Annotated in this window: 19 protein-coding genes; 12 read left to right on the forward strand and 7 right to left on the reverse strand. The window is 71.0% G+C overall.

Annotated features, from left to right (window positions below; translation table 11 throughout):
- Positions 1-128: 128 nt before the first annotated feature.
- The 6 genes from ACWC91_RS23925 to ACWC91_RS23950 all read left to right on the forward strand — a co-directional run bounded on the left by ACWC91_RS23925 (position 129) and on the right by ACWC91_RS23950 (position 7,258).
- A complete protein-coding gene (locus ACWC91_RS23925) occupies positions 129-1,265 on the forward strand; it encodes a Gfo/Idh/MocA family protein (protein WP_450644838.1) in 1,137 nt (378 codons plus the stop codon).
- Positions 1,262-2,101 (forward strand): DUF6807 domain-containing protein, encoded by an 840-nt coding sequence (locus ACWC91_RS23930; RefSeq protein ID WP_281156759.1) that lies wholly within the window; start codon positions 1,262-1,264, stop codon positions 2,099-2,101. The genes ACWC91_RS23925 and ACWC91_RS23930 overlap by 4 nt, the downstream gene beginning before the upstream one ends.
- Positions 2,102-2,284: 183 nt before the next feature.
- Positions 2,285-3,625, forward strand: a complete 1,341-nt coding sequence (locus tag ACWC91_RS23935) for an ABC transporter substrate-binding protein (RefSeq protein WP_225074099.1) — start codon at positions 2,285-2,287, stop codon at positions 3,623-3,625.
- A gap of 133 nt (positions 3,626-3,758) precedes the next feature.
- Positions 3,759-5,078, forward strand: coding sequence for a pectate lyase family protein (locus tag ACWC91_RS23940; RefSeq protein WP_281156758.1), 1,320 nt, complete (start codon positions 3,759-3,761; stop codon positions 5,076-5,078).
- A gap of 85 nt (positions 5,079-5,163) precedes the next feature.
- Positions 5,164-6,330, forward strand: a complete 1,167-nt coding sequence (locus ACWC91_RS23945) for a pectinesterase family protein (protein ID WP_450726028.1) — start codon at positions 5,164-5,166, stop codon at positions 6,328-6,330.
- A gap of 130 nt (positions 6,331-6,460) precedes the next feature.
- Positions 6,461-7,258 (forward strand): HAD family acid phosphatase, encoded by a 798-nt coding sequence (locus tag ACWC91_RS23950; protein WP_450643614.1) that lies wholly within the window; start codon positions 6,461-6,463, stop codon positions 7,256-7,258.
- Positions 7,259-7,321: 63 nt separating this feature from the next.
- Here ACWC91_RS23950 and ACWC91_RS23955 read toward each other — a convergent pair whose 3' ends face one another.
- Together ACWC91_RS23955 and ACWC91_RS23960 are read right to left on the reverse strand one after the other, a co-directional pair.
- The gene (locus tag ACWC91_RS23955) at positions 7,322-7,801 is read right to left on the reverse strand and encodes a GNAT family N-acetyltransferase (protein WP_225074095.1); all 480 of its coding nucleotides are present in this window, start codon (positions 7,799-7,801) and stop codon (positions 7,322-7,324) included.
- A 3-nt stretch (positions 7,802-7,804) separates the two neighbouring features.
- Entirely contained in the window at positions 7,805-8,578 is a 774-nt protein-coding gene (locus tag ACWC91_RS23960) for an IclR family transcriptional regulator (RefSeq protein ID WP_225074094.1), read from the reverse strand.
- A 167-nt stretch (positions 8,579-8,745) separates the two neighbouring features.
- Between ACWC91_RS23960 and ACWC91_RS23965 the strand changes: the two genes are divergently transcribed.
- The 3 genes from ACWC91_RS23965 to ACWC91_RS23975 all read left to right on the forward strand — a co-directional run bounded on the left by ACWC91_RS23965 (position 8,746) and on the right by ACWC91_RS23975 (position 12,370).
- Positions 8,746-10,272: an aldehyde dehydrogenase (NADP(+)) gene (locus ACWC91_RS23965; RefSeq protein ID WP_450643615.1), complete on the forward strand. Its 1,527-nt coding sequence runs from the start codon at positions 8,746-8,748 to the stop codon at positions 10,270-10,272.
- Between the two features lie 218 nt (positions 10,273-10,490).
- Positions 10,491-11,213, forward strand: coding sequence for a DsbA family oxidoreductase (locus ACWC91_RS23970; protein ID WP_225074092.1), 723 nt, complete (start codon positions 10,491-10,493; stop codon positions 11,211-11,213).
- 71 nt (positions 11,214-11,284) lie between these two features.
- Positions 11,285-12,370, forward strand: a complete 1,086-nt coding sequence (locus ACWC91_RS23975) for an aminotransferase class V-fold PLP-dependent enzyme (RefSeq protein WP_374113869.1) — start codon at positions 11,285-11,287, stop codon at positions 12,368-12,370.
- Between the two features lie 155 nt (positions 12,371-12,525).
- Here ACWC91_RS23975 and thpD read toward each other — a convergent pair whose 3' ends face one another.
- The 5 genes from thpD to ACWC91_RS24000 form a co-directional block, all read right to left on the reverse strand.
- Positions 12,526-13,413, reverse strand: a complete 888-nt coding sequence (thpD, locus tag ACWC91_RS23980; RefSeq protein WP_450643616.1) for an ectoine hydroxylase — start codon at positions 13,411-13,413, stop codon at positions 12,526-12,528.
- A gap of 7 nt (positions 13,414-13,420) precedes the next feature.
- Positions 13,421-13,825, reverse strand: coding sequence for an ectoine synthase (locus ACWC91_RS23985; protein ID WP_450643617.1), 405 nt, complete (start codon positions 13,823-13,825; stop codon positions 13,421-13,423).
- Between the two features lie 68 nt (positions 13,826-13,893).
- Complete coding sequence (gene ectB / locus ACWC91_RS23990) at positions 13,894-15,165, reverse strand: diaminobutyrate--2-oxoglutarate transaminase (RefSeq protein ID WP_450643618.1); 1,272 nt, start codon at positions 15,163-15,165, stop codon at positions 13,894-13,896.
- 87 nt (positions 15,166-15,252) lie between these two features.
- The gene (ectA, locus tag ACWC91_RS23995) at positions 15,253-15,792 is read right to left on the reverse strand and encodes a diaminobutyrate acetyltransferase (protein WP_225074087.1); all 540 of its coding nucleotides are present in this window, start codon (positions 15,790-15,792) and stop codon (positions 15,253-15,255) included.
- A gap of 457 nt (positions 15,793-16,249) precedes the next feature.
- Positions 16,250-17,353, reverse strand: a complete 1,104-nt coding sequence (locus tag ACWC91_RS24000; RefSeq protein WP_376501712.1) for a pyridoxal-phosphate-dependent aminotransferase family protein — start codon at positions 17,351-17,353, stop codon at positions 16,250-16,252.
- A 127-nt stretch (positions 17,354-17,480) separates the two neighbouring features.
- Here ACWC91_RS24000 and ACWC91_RS24005 point away from each other — a divergent pair, with 127 nt between their 5' ends.
- From ACWC91_RS24005 to ACWC91_RS24015, 3 genes are all read left to right on the forward strand, one after another.
- Entirely contained in the window at positions 17,481-18,578 is a 1,098-nt protein-coding gene (locus ACWC91_RS24005) for an amidohydrolase family protein (RefSeq protein WP_450643619.1), read from the forward strand.
- Between the two features lie 787 nt (positions 18,579-19,365).
- Entirely contained in the window at positions 19,366-19,584 is a 219-nt protein-coding gene (locus tag ACWC91_RS24010; RefSeq protein ID WP_450726030.1) for a hypothetical protein, read from the forward strand.
- A 609-nt stretch (positions 19,585-20,193) separates the two neighbouring features.
- The gene (locus ACWC91_RS24015; protein WP_450643620.1) at positions 20,194-21,174 is read left to right on the forward strand and encodes an SCO1860 family LAETG-anchored protein; all 981 of its coding nucleotides are present in this window, start codon (positions 20,194-20,196) and stop codon (positions 21,172-21,174) included.
- Positions 21,175-21,220: the final 46 nt, after the last annotated feature.

Consider the following 21,220-nt stretch of genomic DNA (forward strand, 5'->3'; position numbering starts at 1 on the left):
AGACGGCGACCTCCGCGCCGACGGCGACCTCCGCGCCGACGGCGACCTCCGCGCCGACGGCGACCTCCGCGCCGACGGCGACCTCCGCGCCGACGGCGACCTCCGCGCCGACGGACGCCACCACGCCGCTGCCGGTCGTGCTCGCCGGTGCCCGCGGTCACGGCCGCTGGCACCTGGACAACATCCGCCGGCTCCAGGACAAGGGCCTCGTACGGCTCGTGGGCATCTGCGAGCTGACCCCGCTGACCGAGGACGAGATCCCCGGCGGTCTCGGCGCATTGGCGCAGTCCGCCGACTTCGGCGCCCTGCTGGACGCCACCGGCGCGCGGATCGCGGTGATCTGCACGCCCATCCCGACCCACACCGACCTGGCGCTCGCCGCCGCCGCGCGGGGCGTCCACCTCCTGCTGGAGAAGCCGCCCGCCCCCTCGTATGCGGAGTTCCGCCGGATGGCCGACGGGGTCGCCGAGGCCGGTGTCGCCTGCCAGATCGGCTTCCAGGCACTGGGCTCGCACGCGATGCCCGCGATCCGGGACCTGGTCGAGAAGGGCATGATCGGGACGGTCACCGGGGTCGGCGCGGCCGGCGCCTGGGCACGCGACGAGGCCTACTACCGACGGGCGCCCTGGGCGGGCAGGCGCCGTCTGAACGGCGCCGACGTGGTCGACGGGGTGCTCACCAACCCCCTCGCGCACGCCGTGTCCACCGCGCTCGCCCTGCTCGGCGCCACCCGCGCCGAGGACGTCACCGGCATCGAGACCGAGCTGTGGCGGGCCAATGCCATCGAGGCCGACGACACCAGCTGCGTCCGCGTCACGACCCCGCACGGCCCGGCCGCGGTCGCGGCGACCCTGTGCGCCGAGCGCCCCGGAGACCCGTACGTCATGGTGCACGGCAGCAGCGGCCGGATCACCTTCTGGTACAAGCAGGACCGGGTGCTGCTGCAGCGGGCCGGCCACGGCCCGGAGGAGTTCGAGTACGGCCGCACCGACCTGCTGGAGAACCTGGTCGGCCATCTGACCACCGGGGCCGGACTGCTGGTTCCGCCCGCGTCCACGGGCGCCTTCATGCGGGTCGTCGAGGCGATCCGCACGGCCCCCGACCCCGGCGCGCTGCCGGCCGGCCTCTGGCGTCGCCTGGCCGACGAGGACCGCCGCATCGTCCCCGGTGTCGACGGGCTCGTCGCGGCCGTCGCCGACACCCTCTCCCTGTACTCCGAGCTGGACGTCGACTGGGCGTCGCCGAAGGAGGTGACCGTCGGATGACGGACTCCCCGGTCCTGCGCGTGGCGGGCCGGCCGGTCGCCCGCTACGTCACCCGGCCCGAGCTGCCCGACCGGCGCTCCCCGCGCCCGTATCTGCACCCCGTCACCACCCTGGCCGGCACCGCGGTCACCGAACTCGGCCCCGCCGACCACCTGCACCACCTCGGCGTCGGTGTCGCCGTTCCCGACGTCGAGGGGCACAACTTCTGGGGCGGGCGCACCTTCGTGCGCGACCTGGGCCCGACCGAGCTGGACAACCACGGCGCCCAGCGGCACACCGCCTTCCCCCTGCGCGAGGCCGACCGGTTCGAGGAGGAGCTGCGCTGGGTGGCCGCGGGCAGTGAACTGCTGCGCGAGCGCCGTACCGTGGCGGCCACCGGACTCAACGCCACCGCCTGGGCCCTGGACTTCACCTTCGCCCTCACCAACGTCACCCCTCGGGTGCTGTCGATCGGCAGCCCCGCCACCAACGGACGCCCCGGCGCGGCGTACGGCGGCTTCTTCTGGCGGGCCCGCAAGGAGGAGCGGCCCCCGCTCGTCCTCACCGCCGACCGGGACGGCGAGGCGGAGGCCCACGGCACCCGCGCCGATTGGCTGGCGCTCGTCGGTGGCACCTGGACGCTGGTGTTCGCCGGGGCCACCGACGCCACCCGCCGGGACGCCTGGTTCGTGCGGGCCGCGGAGTACCCGGGCGTGGGCTCGTCGCTGGCGGCCGAGCGGCGGCTCGCGATCGAGCCGGGCGAGACCGTCCTGCGCCGGATCATCACCGTCGTCGCCGACGGCCGGCTCGGCCGGGACGAGGCCGGGGAGCTGGCCCGCGAGGCGGTCCTGTCATGAGGAAGCCGTTCGTCGGGAACCCTCCCGCCCCCACCGTGCAGTAACCCGCTCCGTCGTCGCCCCGGTCGGGAGCCGCCGAGGCACACCCCTCCAGCAAGCGCTTACCGGAAAGTGTCCCCGAGTCCCCGGCCCCAAGCCCCAAGCTCCACCTCCGAGTTGGATCCAGAAGAAGAGAGCCGATCAATGAAGATCAACATCCGTAGAAGCAGGCGCGCCGCCGTGGCCGTCGTCCTGGGTTCCGCGCTCGCGCTGACCGCCACCGCGTGCGGTGACGACGGCAGCGGCTCCGGGAAGAGCAAGGGTTCCGAGGGCTCCGGCAAGGGCGAGATCACCTTCTGGGACAACAACGGCGGTGTGCGCACCGACGTCTGGAAGCAGATCATCGCGGACTTCGAGAAGAAGTACCCGGACATCAAGGTCAACTACGTCGGAATCCCGGCCGCGAGCGCCCAGTCCAAGTACGACACCGCCATCCAGGGCGGCGGTCTGCCGGACGTCGGCGGCGTGGGCACCGCGATGCTCGCCGAGATCGCCGCCCAGGGGGCGCTGGAGCCGCTGGACGGCAGGCTGGCGAAGAGCGAGCTGAACGGCAAGCTCAGCGAGAACGTGCTCGGCGTCAGCAAGGCGGCGGGCGGCGGCGACACCCTGTACCACGTGCCGACCTCGGTGAACAACGGCACGCTGTGGTACCGCACCGACCTGTTCAAGAAGGCCGGCCTGGACGCGCCGACGACCTGGGACAAGTTCTACGAGGCCGCGGGCAAGCTCACGAACAAGGGCAGGAACGAGTTCGGCTTCACCATCCGCGGCGGCGAGGGCTCCATCGCGCCGGCCCTGGACGCGGTGTACGGGCAGACCGGCATCACCTCCTTCTGGGACGGCGACAAGACGACCGTCAACGACCCGAAGAACGTGGCGGCGCTGGACAAGTACGTCGCGCTGTACAAGAAGGACACCCCGTCCGCCGACGTCAACAACGACTTCACCAAGATGGTCGCCCAGTGGGACAGCGGCACCATCGGCATGCTGAGCCACAACCTGGGCTCGTACCAGGACCACCTGAAGGCCCTCGGCAAGGACAAGTTCCGCGGCATCCCGAACCCCACGCTGGGCGACGGCACCCGGGTGCAGGTGTCCAACCCGGTCGACGGCATCGGCCTGTTCAAGGCGAGCAAGAACAAGGCGGCCGCCTGGAAGTTCATCGAGTTCGCCGCCTCGGCCGCGGAGAACTCCAAGTTCAACGAGTCCGCCGGGCAGGTGCCCACCAACGTCGACGCCGCCGCGGACGCCTGGATCCAGCAGGCCGAGCCGACGAAGCTGGCGGCCGAGGCGCTGAACGGGGCCGACACGAAGATCGTCCAGCTGCCGTACTACCTGCCCGACTGGAACACCATCTCCAAGGCCGACAACGAGGCGAACTTCCAGAAGGTGCTGCTCGGCAAGACGAGCGCCAAGCAGTTCCTGGACACGCTGGCCGACCAGCTGAACAAGGCACAGGCCGAGTGGAAGCAGAACCAGGGCTGACGCCGGCCGACGAAACCAAGGCGGACGGTCCGGGGGCTTGAGGCCGGTTCCGGGCCGCGGGCCGTCCGTGGCTGGGTGCGCGGTTCCCCGCGCCCCTTCTTGTCCCGCTCTCCGTGGAAAGAGGATCCGTACAGTGCGCACACAGAAATGTCATGAGCGTGTCATCACTGCGGCCGTGGGCTGCACCGCCCTGGTGCTCGCCGTCACCGGCACCGCCGCCGCGGCTCCCGGGCCCCACACCCCCGACACCGCCCGCCAGGTGCTCGCGGCCGAGGACGGCTGGGGCTCCTACGGCACCGGCACCACCGGCGGCGCCAAGGCCGACGCCGCCCACACCTACACCGTCACCACCTGGGACGGCTTCAAGGCCGCGCTCGCCGCCGGCGGCAGCGCGCCGAAGATCATCAAGGTCAAGGGCATGATCGACGCCGACGGCCCGAGCTGCTCCGCCTTCGAGGTGCCCGGCTACGACTTCGGCACCTACCTGGAGACCTACGCGCCTCAGACGTGGGGCCGCGACCGGAACCTGGACGGCGAGCCCGACGACAGCCCCGAGGGCCTGCGCCGCGCCTCCGCCGCGCTCCAGGACAAGTACATCAAGGCGAACGTCCCCGCCAACACCACCATCGTCGGCGTCGGCAAGGACGCGGGCTTCAAGGGCGCCAGCCTCCAGATCAAGAACGTGGACAACGTCATCGTCCGCAACGTCACCCTGGAGAGCCCGCTCGACTGCTTCCCGCAGTGGGACCCCACCGACACCGCCGACGGCAACTGGAACTCCGAGTACGACAGCGCGGTGATCACCGGCTCCACCCATGTCTGGATGGACCACAACACCTTCACCGACGGCGAGCACCCCAACAGCACCTTGCCGTACTACTACGGCCGGATCTTCGAGCAGCACGACGGTGAGCTGGACATCGTCAAGGGCGCCGACTACGTGACGGTCTCCTGGAACGTCTTCGAGGACCACGACAAGACCATCCTCATCGGGAACAGCGACAGCGCGTCCACCGCCGCGATCGACCGGGGCCACCTGAAGGTGACCCTGCACCACAACCTGTTCAGGAACCTCGTCGAGCGGGCCCCGCGTGTCCGCTTCGGACAGGTCGACTCCTACAACAACCACTTCGTGGCCAACGCCGGCTACGGCTACAGCTTCGGCATCGGCATGGAGTCCCAACTCGTCGCCGAGCACAACGCGTTCACGCTCGCGCCCGGGGTCGGCGCGGGCCAGGTCCTCAAGAAGTGGAAGGACTCGCCGGTCACCGAGTCCCACAACTACGTCAACGGCAGGCTCACCGACCTGGTCGCCGTGCACAACGCCCGGGTCCCCGACGAGATCCTCCAGCGGGGCGGGGACTGGACCCCGGCCCTGCGCACCCGGATCGACAACCCGAAGGCGCTGCCGGGGATCGTCGACCACCAGGCGGGCGCCGGCCGTCTGCGCTGACGTCCACCTCCCGGCGGGCCGGGGCGCACCCTCCGCCCCGGCCCGCCACCGCCGCCGACCCGCCGCACCGCGAAGGAGCACCCGCATGCCCTCGCCCCACCTGCGCCCGTCCCCGCCGTCCCCGCCTGGAAGGGGACGGCCCGGAGAGAGCCTGTCCAGAAGGGGACTGCTGCTCGCCGGTGCCGCCGCCGGCGCCGCGCTCGGCCTGGCCGCCCCTCCCGCCGGGGCCGCCGTCCGGCCGCACCCGTTCGGCCGCCACGGCTCACCGGCCGCCCGCCGCACCCCGCGCACCCTCTACGTCGACCCGCACGGCCGCGGCGACTTCACCCAGGTGCAGGCCGCGGTGGACGCGGCCGCGGGCGGCGGCTGGACCCTGGTCCTCGCGCCGGGTACCTACCGGGAGACCGTCTCCGTGGACGCCACCCGCACGGACATGACCTGGATCGGCGCCACGGGCGACGCCCGCGACGTGACGATCGTGTACGACCGCGCGGCCGGCACGCCCACACCCGACGGCGGCACCTACGGCACCAGCGGATCGGCCACCACGACCGTCCAGGCGGACGGCTTCACCGCCCACCGGATCACCTTCGCCAACGACTGGCTGCGCGCCGGCCACCCCGGCGTCAGCGGCACCCAGGCCGTCGCCGTCAAGGTGCAGGGCGACCGCTCGGCGTTCTGGCACTGCCGCTTCCTGGGCCACCAGGACACGTTGTACGCCGACACCAGGACCCTGTCCGCCTTCGCCCGCCAGTACTACGCCCACTGCCACGTCGAGGGCGACGTCGACTTCGTCTTCGGCCGGGCGACCGCGGTGTTCGAGCACTGCCACTTCCGCGCGCTGGACCGCACCGACCTGGCGGCGGCACCGTACGGCTTCGTCTTCGCGCCCTCCACCGCGGCCGCCAACCCGCGCGGCTACCTGGTCACGCACGGCCGCGTCACCAGCCGGGCCCCGGACGGCGGCTACAAGCTCGCCCGTCCCTGGGTGCCCAGCTCGGACACGACCGCCCGCCCGATGCTGACCGTCCGCGACACCTGGCTCGGCCCGGGCATCGACGCGGTCACGCCATATGCCAACATGTCGGACATGTACCCCTGGCAGAACCAGCGTTTCGCCGAGTACCGCAACTCCGGCCCCGGCGCGCGGATCGCCGACCCGGCCGACCGTCCCCAGCTCACCCGCGCCGAGGCCCGGACGGCGAACCGGGAGGCGTACCTCGGCGACTGGACGCCGTGGCGGGAACGCTGACAGTGCGTGACCGGCCGAGGTGAACGGCGGGTGGCGCAGGCGAATTGTCGGCCACGTCAGATATCGATCGGGCAAAAGGTACCCCGCGCGGTCTCGCGCATCCGAGGGTGACGCGCGTAGAAAACGACTCATGCACAAGCCACTGCGTATCGCGGCCCTCGCCGCCACCTGCGCCCTCACCGGTGCCGTGATCTACGGCGCCGGTGCGGCAACGGCAGGTCAGTCCACCGCCAACTCCACCCACGAGCCCTACAACATCGGGCTCCTCACCCAGGACATCGACACCTACTACGGCACCAAGCTCGACGCCGACGGTGTCTACCAGGCGTCCCCGGACAGCCCGTACGCCAAGGACCTCGCGCGTGTCGACGCCGACGCCAAGAAGTGGATCGACAAGGCGGCGGACAAGGCGGGCCACAAGGGCAAGAACAAGCCGGCCGTCGTCTTCGACATCGACGACACGCTGCTGCTCAGCCTGGACTACGAGAAGAAGAACAGCTACGGCTACAACAGCGCCACCTGGGCGGCCTACGTCAACAAGGCCGACCGCCCGGCGGTCTTCGGCAGCCCCGAACTCGTGCGCTACGCCGCGAAGAAGGGCGTCGAGGTCTTCTACAACTCCGGCCTGAGCGAGGCACAGCGCTCCGCCGCCGTGGAGAACCTGAAGAAGGTCGGCGCCGACGTCAACCTCGACGCCGCGCACATGTTCCTCAAGGACGCGGCCAACCCGCCGTCCTACCTGAAGGGCTGCGCCACCCCGGGCGCCTGGACCTGCACGACCGTCCAGTACAAGTCCGGCACCCGCAAGCACATCGAGGACCTCGGGTACGACATCGTCGCCAACTTCGGCGACCAGTACTCCGACCTCGACGGCGGCTACGCCGAGCACACCTTCAAGCTGCCGAACCCGACGTACTTCGTCGGCTAGGCACATGACGTGCCCCGCCCGCTCCACGAGGCCGGGCGGGGCACGTCACGCTCGCTCGCGCGTTCAGCCGGCGTCGGCCCGCAGCGACAGCACCACCTCGTCGATCTCCTGGCCCCGCGCCTCGGCGAACCCCCGGGCCCGCGCGGACTCCCGGAAGCCGCACTTGGCGAGCACCCGCAGCGAGCCGGCGTTGTCCGCCGCCGCCCGCGCGTACAGCGGGCGTTCGGGCACCTCGGCCAGCAGGGCGCGCAGCGCGGCCGTGGCGACGCCGCGGCCCCAGTAGGCACGGTCCACCCAGTAGGTGACCTCGCGCTCGCCCGGCTCCCCGTAGACGGCGGCGCTGCCGACCACGTCACCGTCCAGCAGGACGGTGCGCAGCACGACGGACGAGGCGCGCATCCTTCGCCAGTGCGCCGTGAAGGCGTCGTGGTCGGCCGGGTCCTTCGGGGTGAAGGCGGCCATCCGCAGCGCCTCCGGGTCGTTCATCTGCCGGAAGAACACCGGCAGATCGCTGTCGTGGACCTCGCGGAGCACGACCTCCATGTGTCACAGCCTCCGGGTGGCGAGCGTCAGTCGGTCACGGGCGTCGAAGAGAGCATCCTTCACGATCTGCTCGTGGGCCGGCGTCAGGCGCGCCACCGGGACCGAGCAGCTGACCGCGTCCCGGGCCGGGGTGCGGTACGGGATCGCCACACCGAAGCAGCGCAGGCCCAGGGTGTTCTCCTCACGGTCGACGGCGTACCCCTGCTCGCGGATCTGATGCAGTTCCTCGATGAGCCGCTCGCGGTCGGTGATGGTGTGCTCGGTCAGCGCGGGCAGCGTCTCCGGGAGCATCTTGCGCACCTGCTCGTCCGTGTACGTGCTCAGCAGCGCCTTGCCCAGCGAGGTGGAGTGGGCGGGCAGGCGGCGGCCGACCCGGGTGAAGGGGCGCAGATAGTGCTGCGACTGGCGGGTGGCCAGGTAGACGACGTTCGTGCCGTCCAGGCGGGCGAGGTGGATCGTCTCGGTGGTGTCGTCGGACAGCCGGTCCAGCGTGGGACGGGCCGCCGCGACCACCTCGTCGCCGTCGATGTAGGAGGTGCCGACGAGCAGGGCCCGCACGCCGATGCCGTAGCGCGTGCCGGTGGCGTCGGTCTCCACCCAGCCCAGCTCGACGAGTGTGCGCAGCAGCATGTACAGGCTGGACTTGGGATAGCCGACGGCCTCCTGGACCGCGGCCAGCGAGTGCATACCGGGCCGGCCGGCGAAGAACTCGAGCAACTCCACGGTCCGTACCGCGGACTTGACCTGCGCCCCGCCGCCTGCGTCGCCTGCCGACATCGTCCTGGACCCCTTCGTTCGACGAGAAGCTGGAGATATAGTCTCCGACAGTGTATTCATCACCAGAGACAGCGTTCAGTATATCGAACGCCCTGGTGGTGAACCCGAATGCGGCCGACCGTAGGGACCGGCCGGATACTGCGGCAAGACATGTGGAGGGATCCGCGGTGGCAGCACCAGTCTGGAGTGTCGACCCCCGTACCGGGAAGCAGCGGGAACAGGTTGCGGTGGAGGCCACAGCGCAGGAGGTGGACGCCGTCGTGCGGGCGGCGCACGAGGCGCGCGGGGCGCTCGCCGACCGCGCCGTCCGCGCGGCCTTCCTGCGTTCCGCCGCCGACCGGCTGGAAGGGGCCCGGGACCGGCTCGTCGAGGCCGCCGACGCCGAGACCGCGCTCGGACCGGTCCGGCTGACCGGTGAACTGGCCCGGACCTGCTACCAGTTGCGGGCCTTCGCGGACATCGTCGACGAGGGCGCCTTCCTCGACGTGATCATCAACCACCCCGACGCCACCGCGGCCCCGCCGATCCCGGACCTGCGCCGCTACAAGGTGCCGCTCGGGGTCGTGGCCGTCTACTCCGCCTCCAACTTCCCCTTCGCCTTCTCGGTCGCCGGCGGCGACACCGCGAGCGCGCTCGCCGCGGGCTGCCCCGTCGTCGTCAAGGCCCACCCCGACCACCCGGCACTGTCCGAACTGGTCGCCAGGGTGCTGCGCGGGGCGGCCGCGCACCACGGCGTTCCCGAGGCCGTGATCGGTCTCGTCCACGGCTTCGAGGCGGGCGTCGGACTCGTCGGGCACCCGCTCGTCGCCGCCGCCGGCTTCACCGGTTCCGTACGCGGCGGCCGGGCCCTGTTCGACGCGGCGGCCGCGCGGCCGGCGCCGATCCCCTTCCACGGCGAGCTGGGGTCGCTCAACCCGGTCCTCGTCACCGAGGCCGCGGCCGCCGAACGGGCCGAGGACATCGGGACCGGGCTGGCCGGGTCGATGACGATGGGGGTCGGGCAGTTCTGCGTGAAGCCCGGACTGGTCCTCGTGCCGTCCGGAGCCGCCGGCGACGGCCTGGTCAAGTCGCTCACCGACGCCGTCAGCGACACCGACCCGGGCGTCCTGCTCGACCACCGGATGCGCGACAACTTCCTCACCGGCGTCGCCGGGCGCTCCGCACTGCCCGGCGTCGAGTCGCCGGTCACCCCGGGCGCGGGCGGCGAGCACTCGGTCAGCGCGGGCTTCCTGACCGTGCCGGCCGGGAAGCTCACCGAGGACGGGGAGCACGACCTGCTCCTGGAGGAGTGCTTCGGACCGGTCACCGTGGTGGCCCGCTACGAGGACGAGGGCGAGGCCGAGGCCGTCCTGTCGCGACTGCCCGGCAACCTCAGCGCGACCGTGCACCTGTCCACCGAGGAGGCGGCCGGCCAGGGACGCGGCGCCGAACTGCTCGCCCGGCTGACCCCGCTCGCCGGACGCGTGCTCGTCAACGGCTGGCCGACCGGTGTCGCGGTGGCCCCCGCCCAGCACCACGGCGGCCCCTACCCCGCGACGACCTCGACATCCACCTCCGTGGGCGGTACGGCGATCGAGCGGTGGATGCGCCCGGTGGCGTACCAGAACGCCCCGGAGGCGCTGCTGCCCCCGGAGCTGCGCGACGACAACCCGCTCGGGCTGCCCCGCCGCTTCAACGGTCAACTGGAGCGCTGAGCGGCCGCACCCCACCGGATCACCGGACGTCCGCGCCTTCCCTTGCCTGCATGCCCCGCATGGCCGACGGCAGCGTGCGCGGACGCCCGGTGATCCGGCGTGCGGGCGCAGCGCCTCCCGTCCCGTGACCGGGGAATGAAACCCGCTGATTGAACGTTCACGGACCTGGCGGAGGACGTCCACCTCCGCTTCCGTACGAGCGGGAGAGAGCCGAGAGCATGCGCGTCGAGATCTGGTCGGACATCGCCTGTCCCTGGTGCTACGTCGGGAAGGCGCGCTTCGAGAAGGCACTCGCGGCCTTCCCGCACCGGGAGCAGGTCGAGGTGGTGCACCGGTCGTTCGAGCTGGATCCGGGACGGGCCAAGGACGACGTGCAGCCGGTGATCACCATGCTCACCAAGAAGTACGGGATGAGCGAGGCCCAGGCGCACGACGGCGAGGAGAACCTGGGACGGCAGGCCGCCGACGAGGGGCTCGCGTACCGCACCCGGGGCCGGGACCACGGCAACACCTTCGACATGCACCGCCTGCTGCACCTCGCCAAGGAGCACGGCAGGCAGAGCGAGCTGCTGGACGCGCTGTACCGGGCGAACTTCGCCGAGGAGCGGTCCGTCTTCACCGAGGGCGCCGAGCGGCTGGTGGAGCTGGCCGTCGCCGCCGGGCTCGACGCCGGCACCGCCCGGAAGGTGCTCGCCGACCCCGACGCCTACGCCGCCGAGGTCCGCGCCGACGAGCGGGAGGCCGCGCAACTCGGTGCCTCCGGGGTGCCGTTCTTCGTGCTCGACCGGAAGTACGGCGTCTCCGGCGCCCAGCCCGCCGAGGTCTTCACCCAGGCACTCACCCAGGCGTGGGGCGAACGCTCGCCGCTGACCCTCCTCCAGGGCGGCGACGCGGATGGGGACGCCTGCGGCCCGGACGGATGCGCGGTGCCGCGGAGCTGACCGGCGAGGACGAACCGCAGGTCGGGGCGGATCCATAAGGGATCCTTCGGAGCACTCGGCAGAAACGCGCGATGGACGGGGGCCGCGACGGGCCCCACAGTGGACCCATGGAAGCCTTCGAGACCCTCGTCCGCGCCGAGTTCGCCCCGAAGACCACCTATCTGAACAGCGCGACCCTCGGTCTCCTGCCCGCCCGTACGGTGGAGGCCCTGGGCACCGCCGTGGCGGCGGCCGCCGCCGGGCAGCCGACCGACGTGTTCGCCGACGTCGAGGCCGCCCGCGCCTCCTTCGCCCGGCTGATGAAGGTGCCGGACCGGCGCGTCGCGGCCGGCGCCTCCGTCGCCGTCTACACCGGGCTGATCGCCGCCGCGCTGCCCGAGGGCGCCGAAGTCCTCACCGTCGAGGGCGACTTCAGTTCCCTGGTGAACCCCTTCCACGTCCGCCGGGACCTGAAGGTGCGCAGCGCACCGCTGGAGCGGGTCGCCGAGGCGGTACGGCCTGGCACGGCCCTGGTCGCGGTGAGCGCCGCACAGTCGGCCGACGGCCGCGTCGCCGACCTGCCCGCCATCCGCGCGGCCGCGCGCGAGCACGGCGCGCGCGTGTACGTCGACGCCTCCCAGGCCGCCGGCTGGCTGGACCTCGACGCGAACGCCTACGACTACGTCAGCGCCGTCGCTTTCAAGTGGCTCCTGTGCCCCCGGGGCGTGGCCTTCCTCGTCGTCCCCGACGACCTCGGCGGCCTCGACCCGCTGTTCGCGGGCTGGGTGGCGGGGGAGCGGCCCTGGGACAGCTGCTACGGCCCCGTCGAGGAACTCGCCCACTCCGCACGGCGGTTCGACGAGAGTCCCGCCCTCTTCTGCTACGCGGGCGCTCGCCGCTCGCTCGAACTCGTCGAGGAACTCGGTGTGTCCGCCGTACGCGCCCACGATCTCGCGCTCGCCGACCGCTTCCGCGCCGGGCTGCGCTCCCTCGGCCACGAACCGGTCCGGGCGCCGGGCTCGCCGATCGTCGCCGTGCCCGGACTCGGCGCCCGTCAGGGCGAGTTGAGCGCCAAGGGCATCGAGGTCTCCCAGCGTGCGGGCAATCTGCGGGCCGCGTTCCACCTCTACAACACGCCCGCCGACGTCGACCGCCTGCTGGACGCGCTGGCCGGCTGAGGCCGCCACCGGGATCCGGACACGGGCCGGGGCCTCCCGTCCCACACGAGGAGGCCCCGACCCGTATCACCCCGGGTCATCGCACCGGAGTGAAGTCCCGAGCTCCGGTGCTGTGTCCTCCGGGGGCCGACCCCCGGACCCCCGGCCGGTTCGTCTCACCGCACCGGGGTGAAGTCCCGCGCTCCGATGAACTCGGGACGCCGTACCGGCGCCGCGAACGGATCCACCGCCGCGTTCTCCACGCTGTTGAAGACGATGAACACGTTGCTGCGCGGAAACGGCGTGATGTTGTCGCCGGAGCCGTGCATGCAGTTGCAGTCGAACCAGGTGGCCGAACCGGCCCTGCCTGTGAACAGCTTGATGCCGTACTGCCCGGCCAGGGCGGTCAGCGCCTCGTCGGACGGCGTACCCGCGTCCTGCATCTGAAGCGACTTCTTGTAGTTGTCCTTCGGCGTGGCCCCCGCACAGCCGAGGAACGTCCGGTGCGACCCCGGCATGATCATGAGGCCGCCGTTGGTGTCGTAGTTCTCGGTCAGCGCGATCGAGACGGACACCGTCCGCATGTTCGGCAGGCCGTCCTCGGCGTGCCAGGTCTCGAAGTCCGAGTGCCAGTAGAAGCCGCTGGCCCCGAAGCCCGGCTTGACGTTGATCCGCGACTGGTGGACGTAGACGTCCGAGCCGAGGATCTGCCGGGCCCGCCCGACGACGCGCTCGTCGCGCACCAGCCGGGCGAACACCTCGCTGATCCGGTGCACCTCGAAGACCGAGCGGATCTCCTTGGACTTCGGCTCCACGATGGAGCGTTCGTCGGCGCGGATCGCCGGGTCGCCCACCAGCCGGTCCAGCTCCCGCCGGTAGACGGCGACCTCGTCCTCGGTGATCAGCTGGTCGACGGCGAGGAAGCCGTCGCGCTCGAACGACTGGAGGCCGGCCGTGTCGATCGGTCCGGGCGTGTCCGGGGAGCCCCAGACGACCGGGTCCTGGCGGGGAGTGGTCACCTCGGTGGTGTCGCGGGTGGGGTACAGGTCGGTGACGTCGGTCATGGGGTGTTCACACCTCCTCGGGCTCGGTGAGCAGGGGGTAGACGCCGTTCGCGTCGTGGTCCTCCCGGCCGGTGACGGGCGGGTTGAACACGCAGATGCAGCGGAAGTCCTCCTTGACGCGGAGCGTGTGCCGCTCGTGGCCGTCGAGGAGGTACATGGTCCCGGGCGTGATCGTGTAGGTCTTCCCGGTCTCGCGGTCGGTCAGCTCGGCCTCGCCCTCGACGCAGACGACGGCCTCGATGTGGTTCGCGTACCACATCGACGTCTCCGTACCCGCGTACAGGATCGTCTCGTGCACGGAGAAGCCGACCTTCTCCTTGGCGAGGACGATGCGCTTGCTCTCCCAGGTGCCGGACGCGGCCTTCACATGCCGGTCGGTGCCTTCGATGTCCTTGAACGAACGGACGATCACGGTGCTGCGTGCCTCCTTGCGTCGTTGTTTGCGGTGCTCCGGTGTTCCGGTGCTCTGCCGCTCGGTGGTCAGGCGGTCTCGCGGACCGCGCGGGCGAGGACGCTCATGCCCTCGTCCAGCTCCTCGGGGGTGATGGTCAGCGCCGGCAGCAGCTTGACGACCTCGCCCTGCGGGCCGGACGTCTCGACCAGCAGCCCGAGGCCGAAGGCGCGCCGCGCGATCCGTCCGGCCCGCTGCGGGTCGTGGAACTCCAGGCCCCACACCAGACCCCGGCCCCGGTACTCCTTGACGTCCGCGAGGTTCTCCTCGGTGATCGAGATCAGCCACTGCTCCAGCAGCTCACCGCGGGCGCGGGTCTGCTTCTCCATCGCCGAGCCGTCCGTCCAGTAGGCCTCCAGGGCGGCCGTGGCCGTGACGAACGCCGGGTTGTTGCCGCGGAAGGTGCCGTTGTGCTCGCCCGGCTCCCACACGTCCAGCTCCGGCCGGAACAGGCACAGCGACATCGGCAGGCCGTAGCCGCTGATGGACTTGGAGACGGTGACGATGTCGGGCACGATGCCGGCCTCCTCGAAGGAGAAGAAGGCCCCGGTGCGCCCGCACCCCATCTGGATGTCGTCGACGATCAGCAGCATGTCCTGCCGCTCGCACAACTCCTTGAGCGCGCGCAGCCACTCGGGCCGGGCGACGTTGATGCCGCCCTCGCCCTGCACCGTCTCGACGATCACGGCGGCCGGCTTGTTCAGACCGGAGCCCTGGTCCTCCAGCAGCCGCTCGAACCACAGGAAGTCCGGGACCTTGCCGTCGAAGTAGTTGTCGAACGGCATGGGCGTGCCGTGCACGAGCGGGATACCGGCGCCGGCCCGCTTGAAGGCGTTCCCGGTGACGGCCAGGGAGCCCAGCGACATGCCGTGGAAGGCGTTGGTGAACGACACGATCGCCTCGCGCCCCTTGACCTTGCGGGCCAGCTTCAGCGCCGACTCCACGGCGTTGGTGCCGGTCGGGCCCGGGAACATCACCTTGTACGGCAGGTCACGCGGGCGCAGGACCAGGTTCTGGAAGGTCTGGAGGAACGTGCGCTTGGCGGTGGTCGACATGTCGAGCCCGTGGGTGACCCCGTCACGCTCCAGGTAGTCGATCAACGCCCGTTTCAGCACGGGGTTGTTGTGGCCGTAGTTGAGCGAGCCTGCGCCCGCGAAGAAGTCGAGGTACTCGTGGCCGTCCTCGTCGTACATGCGGCTGCCGCGCGCGTGGTCGAAGACGGTCGGCCAGCCGCGGCAGTAGCTGCGCACCTCGGACTCCAGGGTCTCGAAGACGCTCAGGTCGGGCTGGGTGATGGTCACGACGAATCGCTCCTCGGTGTGGGGAGTGAGAGGGAGGCGGGGGGAGAGGTGGCGGTGGGCCCGAGAGCCGGAGGGGCCGGAGGGCTGTCAGAAGGAGAGCGGACCGATCCGGTGGAGGACCTCCGGGTCGTGCGGTCCGTCCGGGAACTGCTCGGCCCCGAAAAGGACTTCGCGCTCGACCGTGGCGCCGTGCCGGGCGGCGTAGGAGGTGAAGAGCCGCTCGGAGGCGGCGTTGCCCGGGGTGATCGTGGTCTCCACGGAGGTGAGCCCGCCCTCGGCGGCGACCCGGGCGGTGAGCACGTCCAGCAGCCGGGCGGCCAGGCCCCGACCGCGGTGGCCGGCGTCCACCGCCACCTGCCACACGAGCAGGGTGTGCGGACGGTCGGGCCGCACGTATCCGGTGACGAAACCGACCGGCTCGCCGTCGGCGCCGCGCGCCACCGCGGACGTGGCGGCGAAGTCGCGGCACCAGAGGAGATAGCTGTACGAGGAGTTCACATCGAGCGTCCCGGATTCCTTCGCGAGTCGCCAGAGTGCGGCGCCGTCGGCGGGGGAGGGACGCTCGATGCGGAGCGCCTCGGGCAATTCTGTGTGGGGGGAATGCAGGTCTGCTTGGGCGGCAGTCATGTGGAATGAACTTACCGAGCAGAATTCAAAAATGCATCGCCCTCGGGCCTTACGTGAACTGTGCACATGTGTTATCGCGCGGGCGCGTGATCGCGCGAGAGGGCGGCGATATGGGCGGGTTTGCCCGTTAATAACCGGGCAAAAGGGGTGCACCTGCGGACCGCATCACAGTCACGTAACGCTCCCGGGGGCCGTCGAATTGCATCGCCGAGCGCTCATGAAATCTCTGCGTTTAGGCCCGGAGAAACGGGGCAGAAGAATGTGGGAAGCTGCCTACAATTTAATTACCGAATTGTCTCGCAGGGAAAACCCGTCAACCCCGTCCGTCCGATTCTGGAGAATGCGGGCCCGCCGTTGTGCCGGCCGTTGTGCCGGGCGTGGTCCGTAATGATGTCGCCATCATGTCCAACGAACCCCACCGGCATTCCGGCCGCCGCCCGGCCCGCCGCCCGCGCGCCTACCGGCGCCAGGCCTCCGCGACCGCGTTCCTGGCTGCCGCGACGTCCACGGTCGCGCCGAGACCGGTCAGGGCGGCGCCCAGGGCCGTCAGGGAGGCCTCGACCACGTCCCGGGTGGCGTCGGCCCCGTAGTGGTTGACGCGGATCATCTCCTTGGCGAGCGCGCCGCCGCCCGCGGCCAGCGGGAGGGCGGGGTCGGTCTCCAGGGCGCGGGCCACCAGCTCGGAGGCGTCGATGTCCGACGGGGCCCGCAGAGTGGTGGCGACCGGGGCCGCCTCCGAGGCCTTGTGCACGTACGGCTCCAGGCCCCCGCCCAGGGCCGGCGCACCCGCGCGGGTCGCCGCGGCGGCACGGGTGTGGCGGTCCATCACCGCGTTCAGGCCGGCCACCTCGATGCGCTCCAGGCAGGCCTCGAGCGCCAGCATCTCCAACTGCGCGGGCGCGTGCAGCAGCGCCTTGCGGCCGCCGTCGATCCAGCGCTCCTTCCAGTCCAGCAGGGACAGGTAGGAGCGGCGCGGCGCCTGCGGGTTCGCCGCCATCCGGGCCCAGGCACGCTCGCTGACCGACACCGCCGACACCCCGGCCGGCCCGCCCATCGCCTTCTGCGCCCCGATCACGCACAGGTCCACACCCCACGCGTCCGGCAGCACCGGTTCCGCGCCGACCGAGGCCACGGCGTCCAGGTAGAACAGGGCGCCCTGCTCCGACACGGCCTTGCCGATCTCCGCGACCGGATTGGTGTTGCCGGTCGCCGCCTCCGCGTGCACCAGCGACACGAAGTCGATCTCCGGGTGCTCGGCGAAAGCCTCCCTGACCTGGTCCGCCGTGACCGCCGTGTGGTACGGCACCGACAGGTCGTACACCGTCGCGCCGCAGTCGCGCAGCCAGTTGCCGAACGTCTGCCCGTACGGCCCGGTGATCACGTTCAGCGCGGTCGTGCCGGGACCGGCCGTTCCCCTGATCGCGCCCTCCAGCGGCAGCAGCGCCTCACCCTGCATGATCACGACATCCTGTTCGGTGTCCAGCAGCCGCGCCACCCGGTCCTCGATCGAGGCGAATCGGTCGGCGCTCAGCGGAGCGAGGTCCAGGAACGGGTTGGTCACGGCGGTGCTCTCTTCGTGCGGGCGGGGACGGACGCATCGAGGGTAGTCGGCGGGTCTGCCCCCCTTTCACCCGGTGACCTCGGACCGGGTGGTCCGCAGCGGGCGCGGGCTGATTAGGGTGCGGTGCATGAGCGATCGCGCGGTGCTGCACGTGAAGGGTCGGGTGCTCGTCGGCCCGGACGACGACCAGGTCCGGGACGAGCTGTGGGTGGTCGACGGCCGGATCTCCTACGACCGTCCCGCCGGCGCCTCCGATGTGAGGACCGTCGAGGGCTGGGTGCTGCCCGGCCTGGTCGACGCGCACTGCCACGTCGGCCTCGACGAGCACGGACCGGTGCCCGACGACGTCTCGGAGAAGCAGGCGCTCACCGACCGCGACGCGGGCACCCTCCTCCTGCGGGACGCGGGCTCGCCCTCGGACACCCGCTGGATCGACGAGCGCGAGGACCTGCCGAAGATCATCCGCGCGGGCCGCCACATCGCCCGCACCCGCCGCTACATCCGCAACTACGCCTGGGAGATCGAACCGGAGGACCTGCTCGCGTACGTCGCCCAGGAGGCCCGGCGCGGCGACGGCTGGGTGAAGCTGGTCGGCGACTGGATCGACCGCGACCTCGGTGACCTGTCGGCCTGCTGGCCGCGCGAGGCGGTCGAGGCGGCGATAGCGGAGGCCCACCGCCTGGGCGCGCGTGTGACGGCCCACTGCTTCGCGGAGGACTCCCTGCGTGACCTGGTCGAGGCGGGCATCGACTGCGTCGAACACGCCACGGGGCTGACCGAGGACCTGATCCCGCTGTTCGCCGAACGCGGCGTCGCGATCGTCCCCACCCTCGTCAACATCGCCACCTTCCCCCGCCTCGCCGACGGCGGCGAGACCAAGTTCCCGCGCTGGTCGGCCCATATGCGACGGCTGCACGAACGCCGCTACGACACGGTCCGGGACGCCTACGACGCCGGCATCCCGGTCTACGTCGGCACCGACGCCGGCGGCTCCCTGCCCCACGGCCTGGCCACGGCCGAGGTCGCCGAACTGGTCAAGGCCGGGATCCCACCCCTTCAGGCCCTCTCCGCGACCACCTGGGCCGCCCGCACCTGGCTCGGCCGCCCCGGCCTCACCGAGGGCGCCCCCGCCGACCTCGTCGTCTACGACGAGGACCCACGAGCGGACGTACGGGTACTGGCGGCACCGCGGCGGGTGGTGCTGAACGGCAAGGTGGTCGGCTGAGGGTCAAGGGGCCCGTCCCCCGCGGCCGCTTGTAAACCCCATCCGATCTGCGGAGACGTGATCGGATGGGGTTTTTCGTGTACGCGAGGACACGGTTTGGGCAACGGCGGAACACCCCAATATTTTTACGGTTCTCCGGTTCACGGACAGGCGTATATGAAATGAAGATCATCAGGCAGAGGTCCGGTTGGGTCGAGATGTTCGTGACGGACGAAGAATGGCGGCCCGAATACAGTCGTTACTTCTCCAGCGGCGCCTGCAACGGATTGGTTGTGGGTGCTCCCATGCAGAGGACAGGCATGGACATTTCTTTTCTGTCGGACCTTCAGGGTGTACGGAGCCTGCGGGTATTGCGCGGCGGTTCGGACCTTACGCCTGTCATGACTGTGCGAGCCTGGAACGGCTATGGATTTCCGAGTTCTACACCCAGCAGTTGGACCTCTCGCAACTCATGCGACTCTGTGAGGTGGAGATCCCATGGAAAGCTGCGGTGCGTAGTCTTCCTCGGCTCGTTTCTGTCGAAGAATTGACTGTGACCCGCTGGAAGGGAACCTCCTTCTCGGTTCTGGCTGCCAAGCCGGCGCTTCAACGCCTGCGCCTTGAGGTCGCGAGGTCCGCCGTTACGAGTGCCGAGGGTGCGGACATGTTTCCCCGACTGCGAGAACTGCGCCTCCATGGCGGCCGCCTGAGGGACTCCCGCTTGCTTGCTGATGCCCATCAATTGAGAAACGTCGCATTGTTGTCGACCAAGACGGACTCCGTGGCGTTCGTGGCAGCTTTGCCTTGCTTGGAGAGGCTGGAACTTGAGAACAGCGGCGACATCGAGACACTCGCCCCGCTCGCCGAGCATCCGGCCCTGCGTGAGGTACTGATCACTGGAAGCACACGAATCGGCGACGGTGACCTCGCCCCCATCGCCGACAACCCGCGCCTCACTCTCATCGCCATGGAGCGTGGCCACCCGCACTACAGTCACCGTCCGGCCGAGGTCCGCCGTGGCATCTAACGGAGCAGGGCGGACCGGGGAGAGGACTCAGTCGCTCCGAGCCGGAAAGCGCTTATTCCAATGCTGCATGCTTTCGGGGCGGACGTGTGGGACATGAATGTTCACGAGGGCGGCAGACTCGTGGCGCGATGGTGGCAGTGGGCGTTTCCCGCGCCCGATGAGTGCAGTCCGGTGCTGGACGAGACCGGTGAGTTCGCGGACCGGCAGCAGCCCGAGGACGTGTGGTTCCTGGCCGGAACCTACGGCGGTCGGGTGGAGCGCCGCTGCTCCGTACGACGTACCACCTCAACGTCGAGGAGTCCGGACGTCTCATCCAACGACTTGCAGGAGCGGCATGAACAAGCGGCAGGACACCGGCGGCCATGGGTGCGTGTCGGCCGGGAGGCCTGGGCCGTCTTCCTGCCGCATTCCGGAGACTGCTCTGTCTGCCGACCGCCGTCTGTCACGGGAGTGGCCGGAACGAACACCTGCACCAGATGAGGTCAGAGGAATCGAATGCGTGCGCGGAAACTTCCCGAACGGGTGAAGTCACGTTAGATCGCTGACCGTTCACTCTCAGTACGTAATTCTTACCGGGTCCCAAGCATTCCTTTCTGGGGGGCCCACACCTTGAACGGCAACAACTTCCGCGTGTCCGCCCGCCGTTGCGCCACCGCCGCCGCGGCCACCGTCCTGGCCGCCGGCCCGGTGACGCTGGCCGGCGCGGGCTCCGCGCACGCGACCGGCGGGCAGGCGGGTCACGCGAGCGCCTCCGTCCTGCGCACCGGGCTGGACGTGTCCCTGGTCAACAAGACGGTGAACGTCCCGCTCGCGGTCTCCTTCAACGAGGTCGAGGCACCGCGGAGCGCGCAGCAGACGGCGCTGACCGCCCGTCTCGACGGCGTCGACGGCGGGAAGCCCTTCAGCGTGATCCGCGCGGACGTCGCGAAGACCGACGCGACCGTCTCCGCGGACAAGGCGGAGGGCGTGGTCCAGCTGGCCCACGCGCGCATCCACGTCCCCGGCCTGCCCCTGCTGTCCCTGATCGAGGTCGACCAGGTCACGTCCAAGGCGACCTGCGAGGCCGGCGAGTCCCCGGTCGCGAGCAGCAACGTCCTGGGCTCCGTGAGGGTGCTCGGCAAGAGGGTGACGCTCACCGCCGGCGGCACGACCGACGTCCGTGTCCCCGGCGTCGGCGAGGTCCGCCTGGACCTGTCGAAGCGTGAGACGACCTCCCGCACGGCCGCGGCGACGGCCCTGGAACTCAAGGTCTCCGTCAACCCGCTCAAGCTGAACGTGGCCGAGGTGGAGGGCACGGTCACCCTCGCCAAGGCGACGTGCGAGTCCCCGACGGCACCGGAGAAGGAGGCGGCCCCGCCCGCCGACCAGGGCGGCGGCGACGAGTCCCAGGGCGGCGACGAGAAGCCGCAGGGCGGCGACGTGAAGCCCCAGAGCGCCGACGTGAAGCCGCAGGCCGCGCCCGAGAAGAAGACCGTCGACCTGGCCGAGACGGGCGGCAGCTCCCTCACGCCGTACCTGGCGGCGGGCTCCGCCGTCCTGCTGGCCGCGGGGGGAGGCGCGCTGGCGGTGGCACGTCGGCGCCGCGGCTGACAGCCGGGGCCTCGCTGGCCGGCCGGGAAGTCCAGGACCGGCGGGA

Source organism: Streptomyces sp. NPDC001204 (genome assembly GCF_053598035.1).

Coding starts and splice junctions, on each gene's coding strand:
- ACWC91_RS23930 (WP_281156759.1), top strand. CDS start 1,262: ATGACGGACTCCCCGGTCCTGCGCGTGGCGGGCCGGCCGGTCGCCCGC.
- ACWC91_RS23935 (WP_225074099.1), top strand. CDS start 2,285: ATGAAGATCAACATCCGTAGAAGCAGGCGCGCCGCCGTGGCCGTCGTC.
- ACWC91_RS23945 (WP_450726028.1), top strand. CDS start 5,164: ATGCCCTCGCCCCACCTGCGCCCGTCCCCGCCGTCCCCGCCTGGAAGG.
- ACWC91_RS23950 (WP_450643614.1), top strand. CDS start 6,461: ATGCACAAGCCACTGCGTATCGCGGCCCTCGCCGCCACCTGCGCCCTC.
- ACWC91_RS23955 (WP_225074095.1), bottom strand. CDS start 7,801: ATGGAGGTCGTGCTCCGCGAGGTCCACGACAGCGATCTGCCGGTGTTC.
- ACWC91_RS23960 (WP_225074094.1), bottom strand. CDS start 8,578: ATGTCGGCAGGCGACGCAGGCGGCGGGGCGCAGGTCAAGTCCGCGGTA.
- ACWC91_RS23970 (WP_225074092.1), top strand. CDS start 10,491: ATGCGCGTCGAGATCTGGTCGGACATCGCCTGTCCCTGGTGCTACGTC.
- ACWC91_RS23975 (WP_374113869.1), top strand. CDS start 11,285: ATGGACGGGGGCCGCGACGGGCCCCACAGTGGACCCATGGAAGCCTTC.
- thpD (WP_450643616.1), bottom strand. CDS start 13,413: ATGACCGACGTCACCGACCTGTACCCCACCCGCGACACCACCGAGGTG.
- ectA (WP_225074087.1), bottom strand. CDS start 15,792: ATGACTGCCGCCCAAGCAGACCTGCATTCCCCCCACACAGAATTGCCC.
- ACWC91_RS24005 (WP_450643619.1), top strand. CDS start 17,481: ATGAGCGATCGCGCGGTGCTGCACGTGAAGGGTCGGGTGCTCGTCGGC.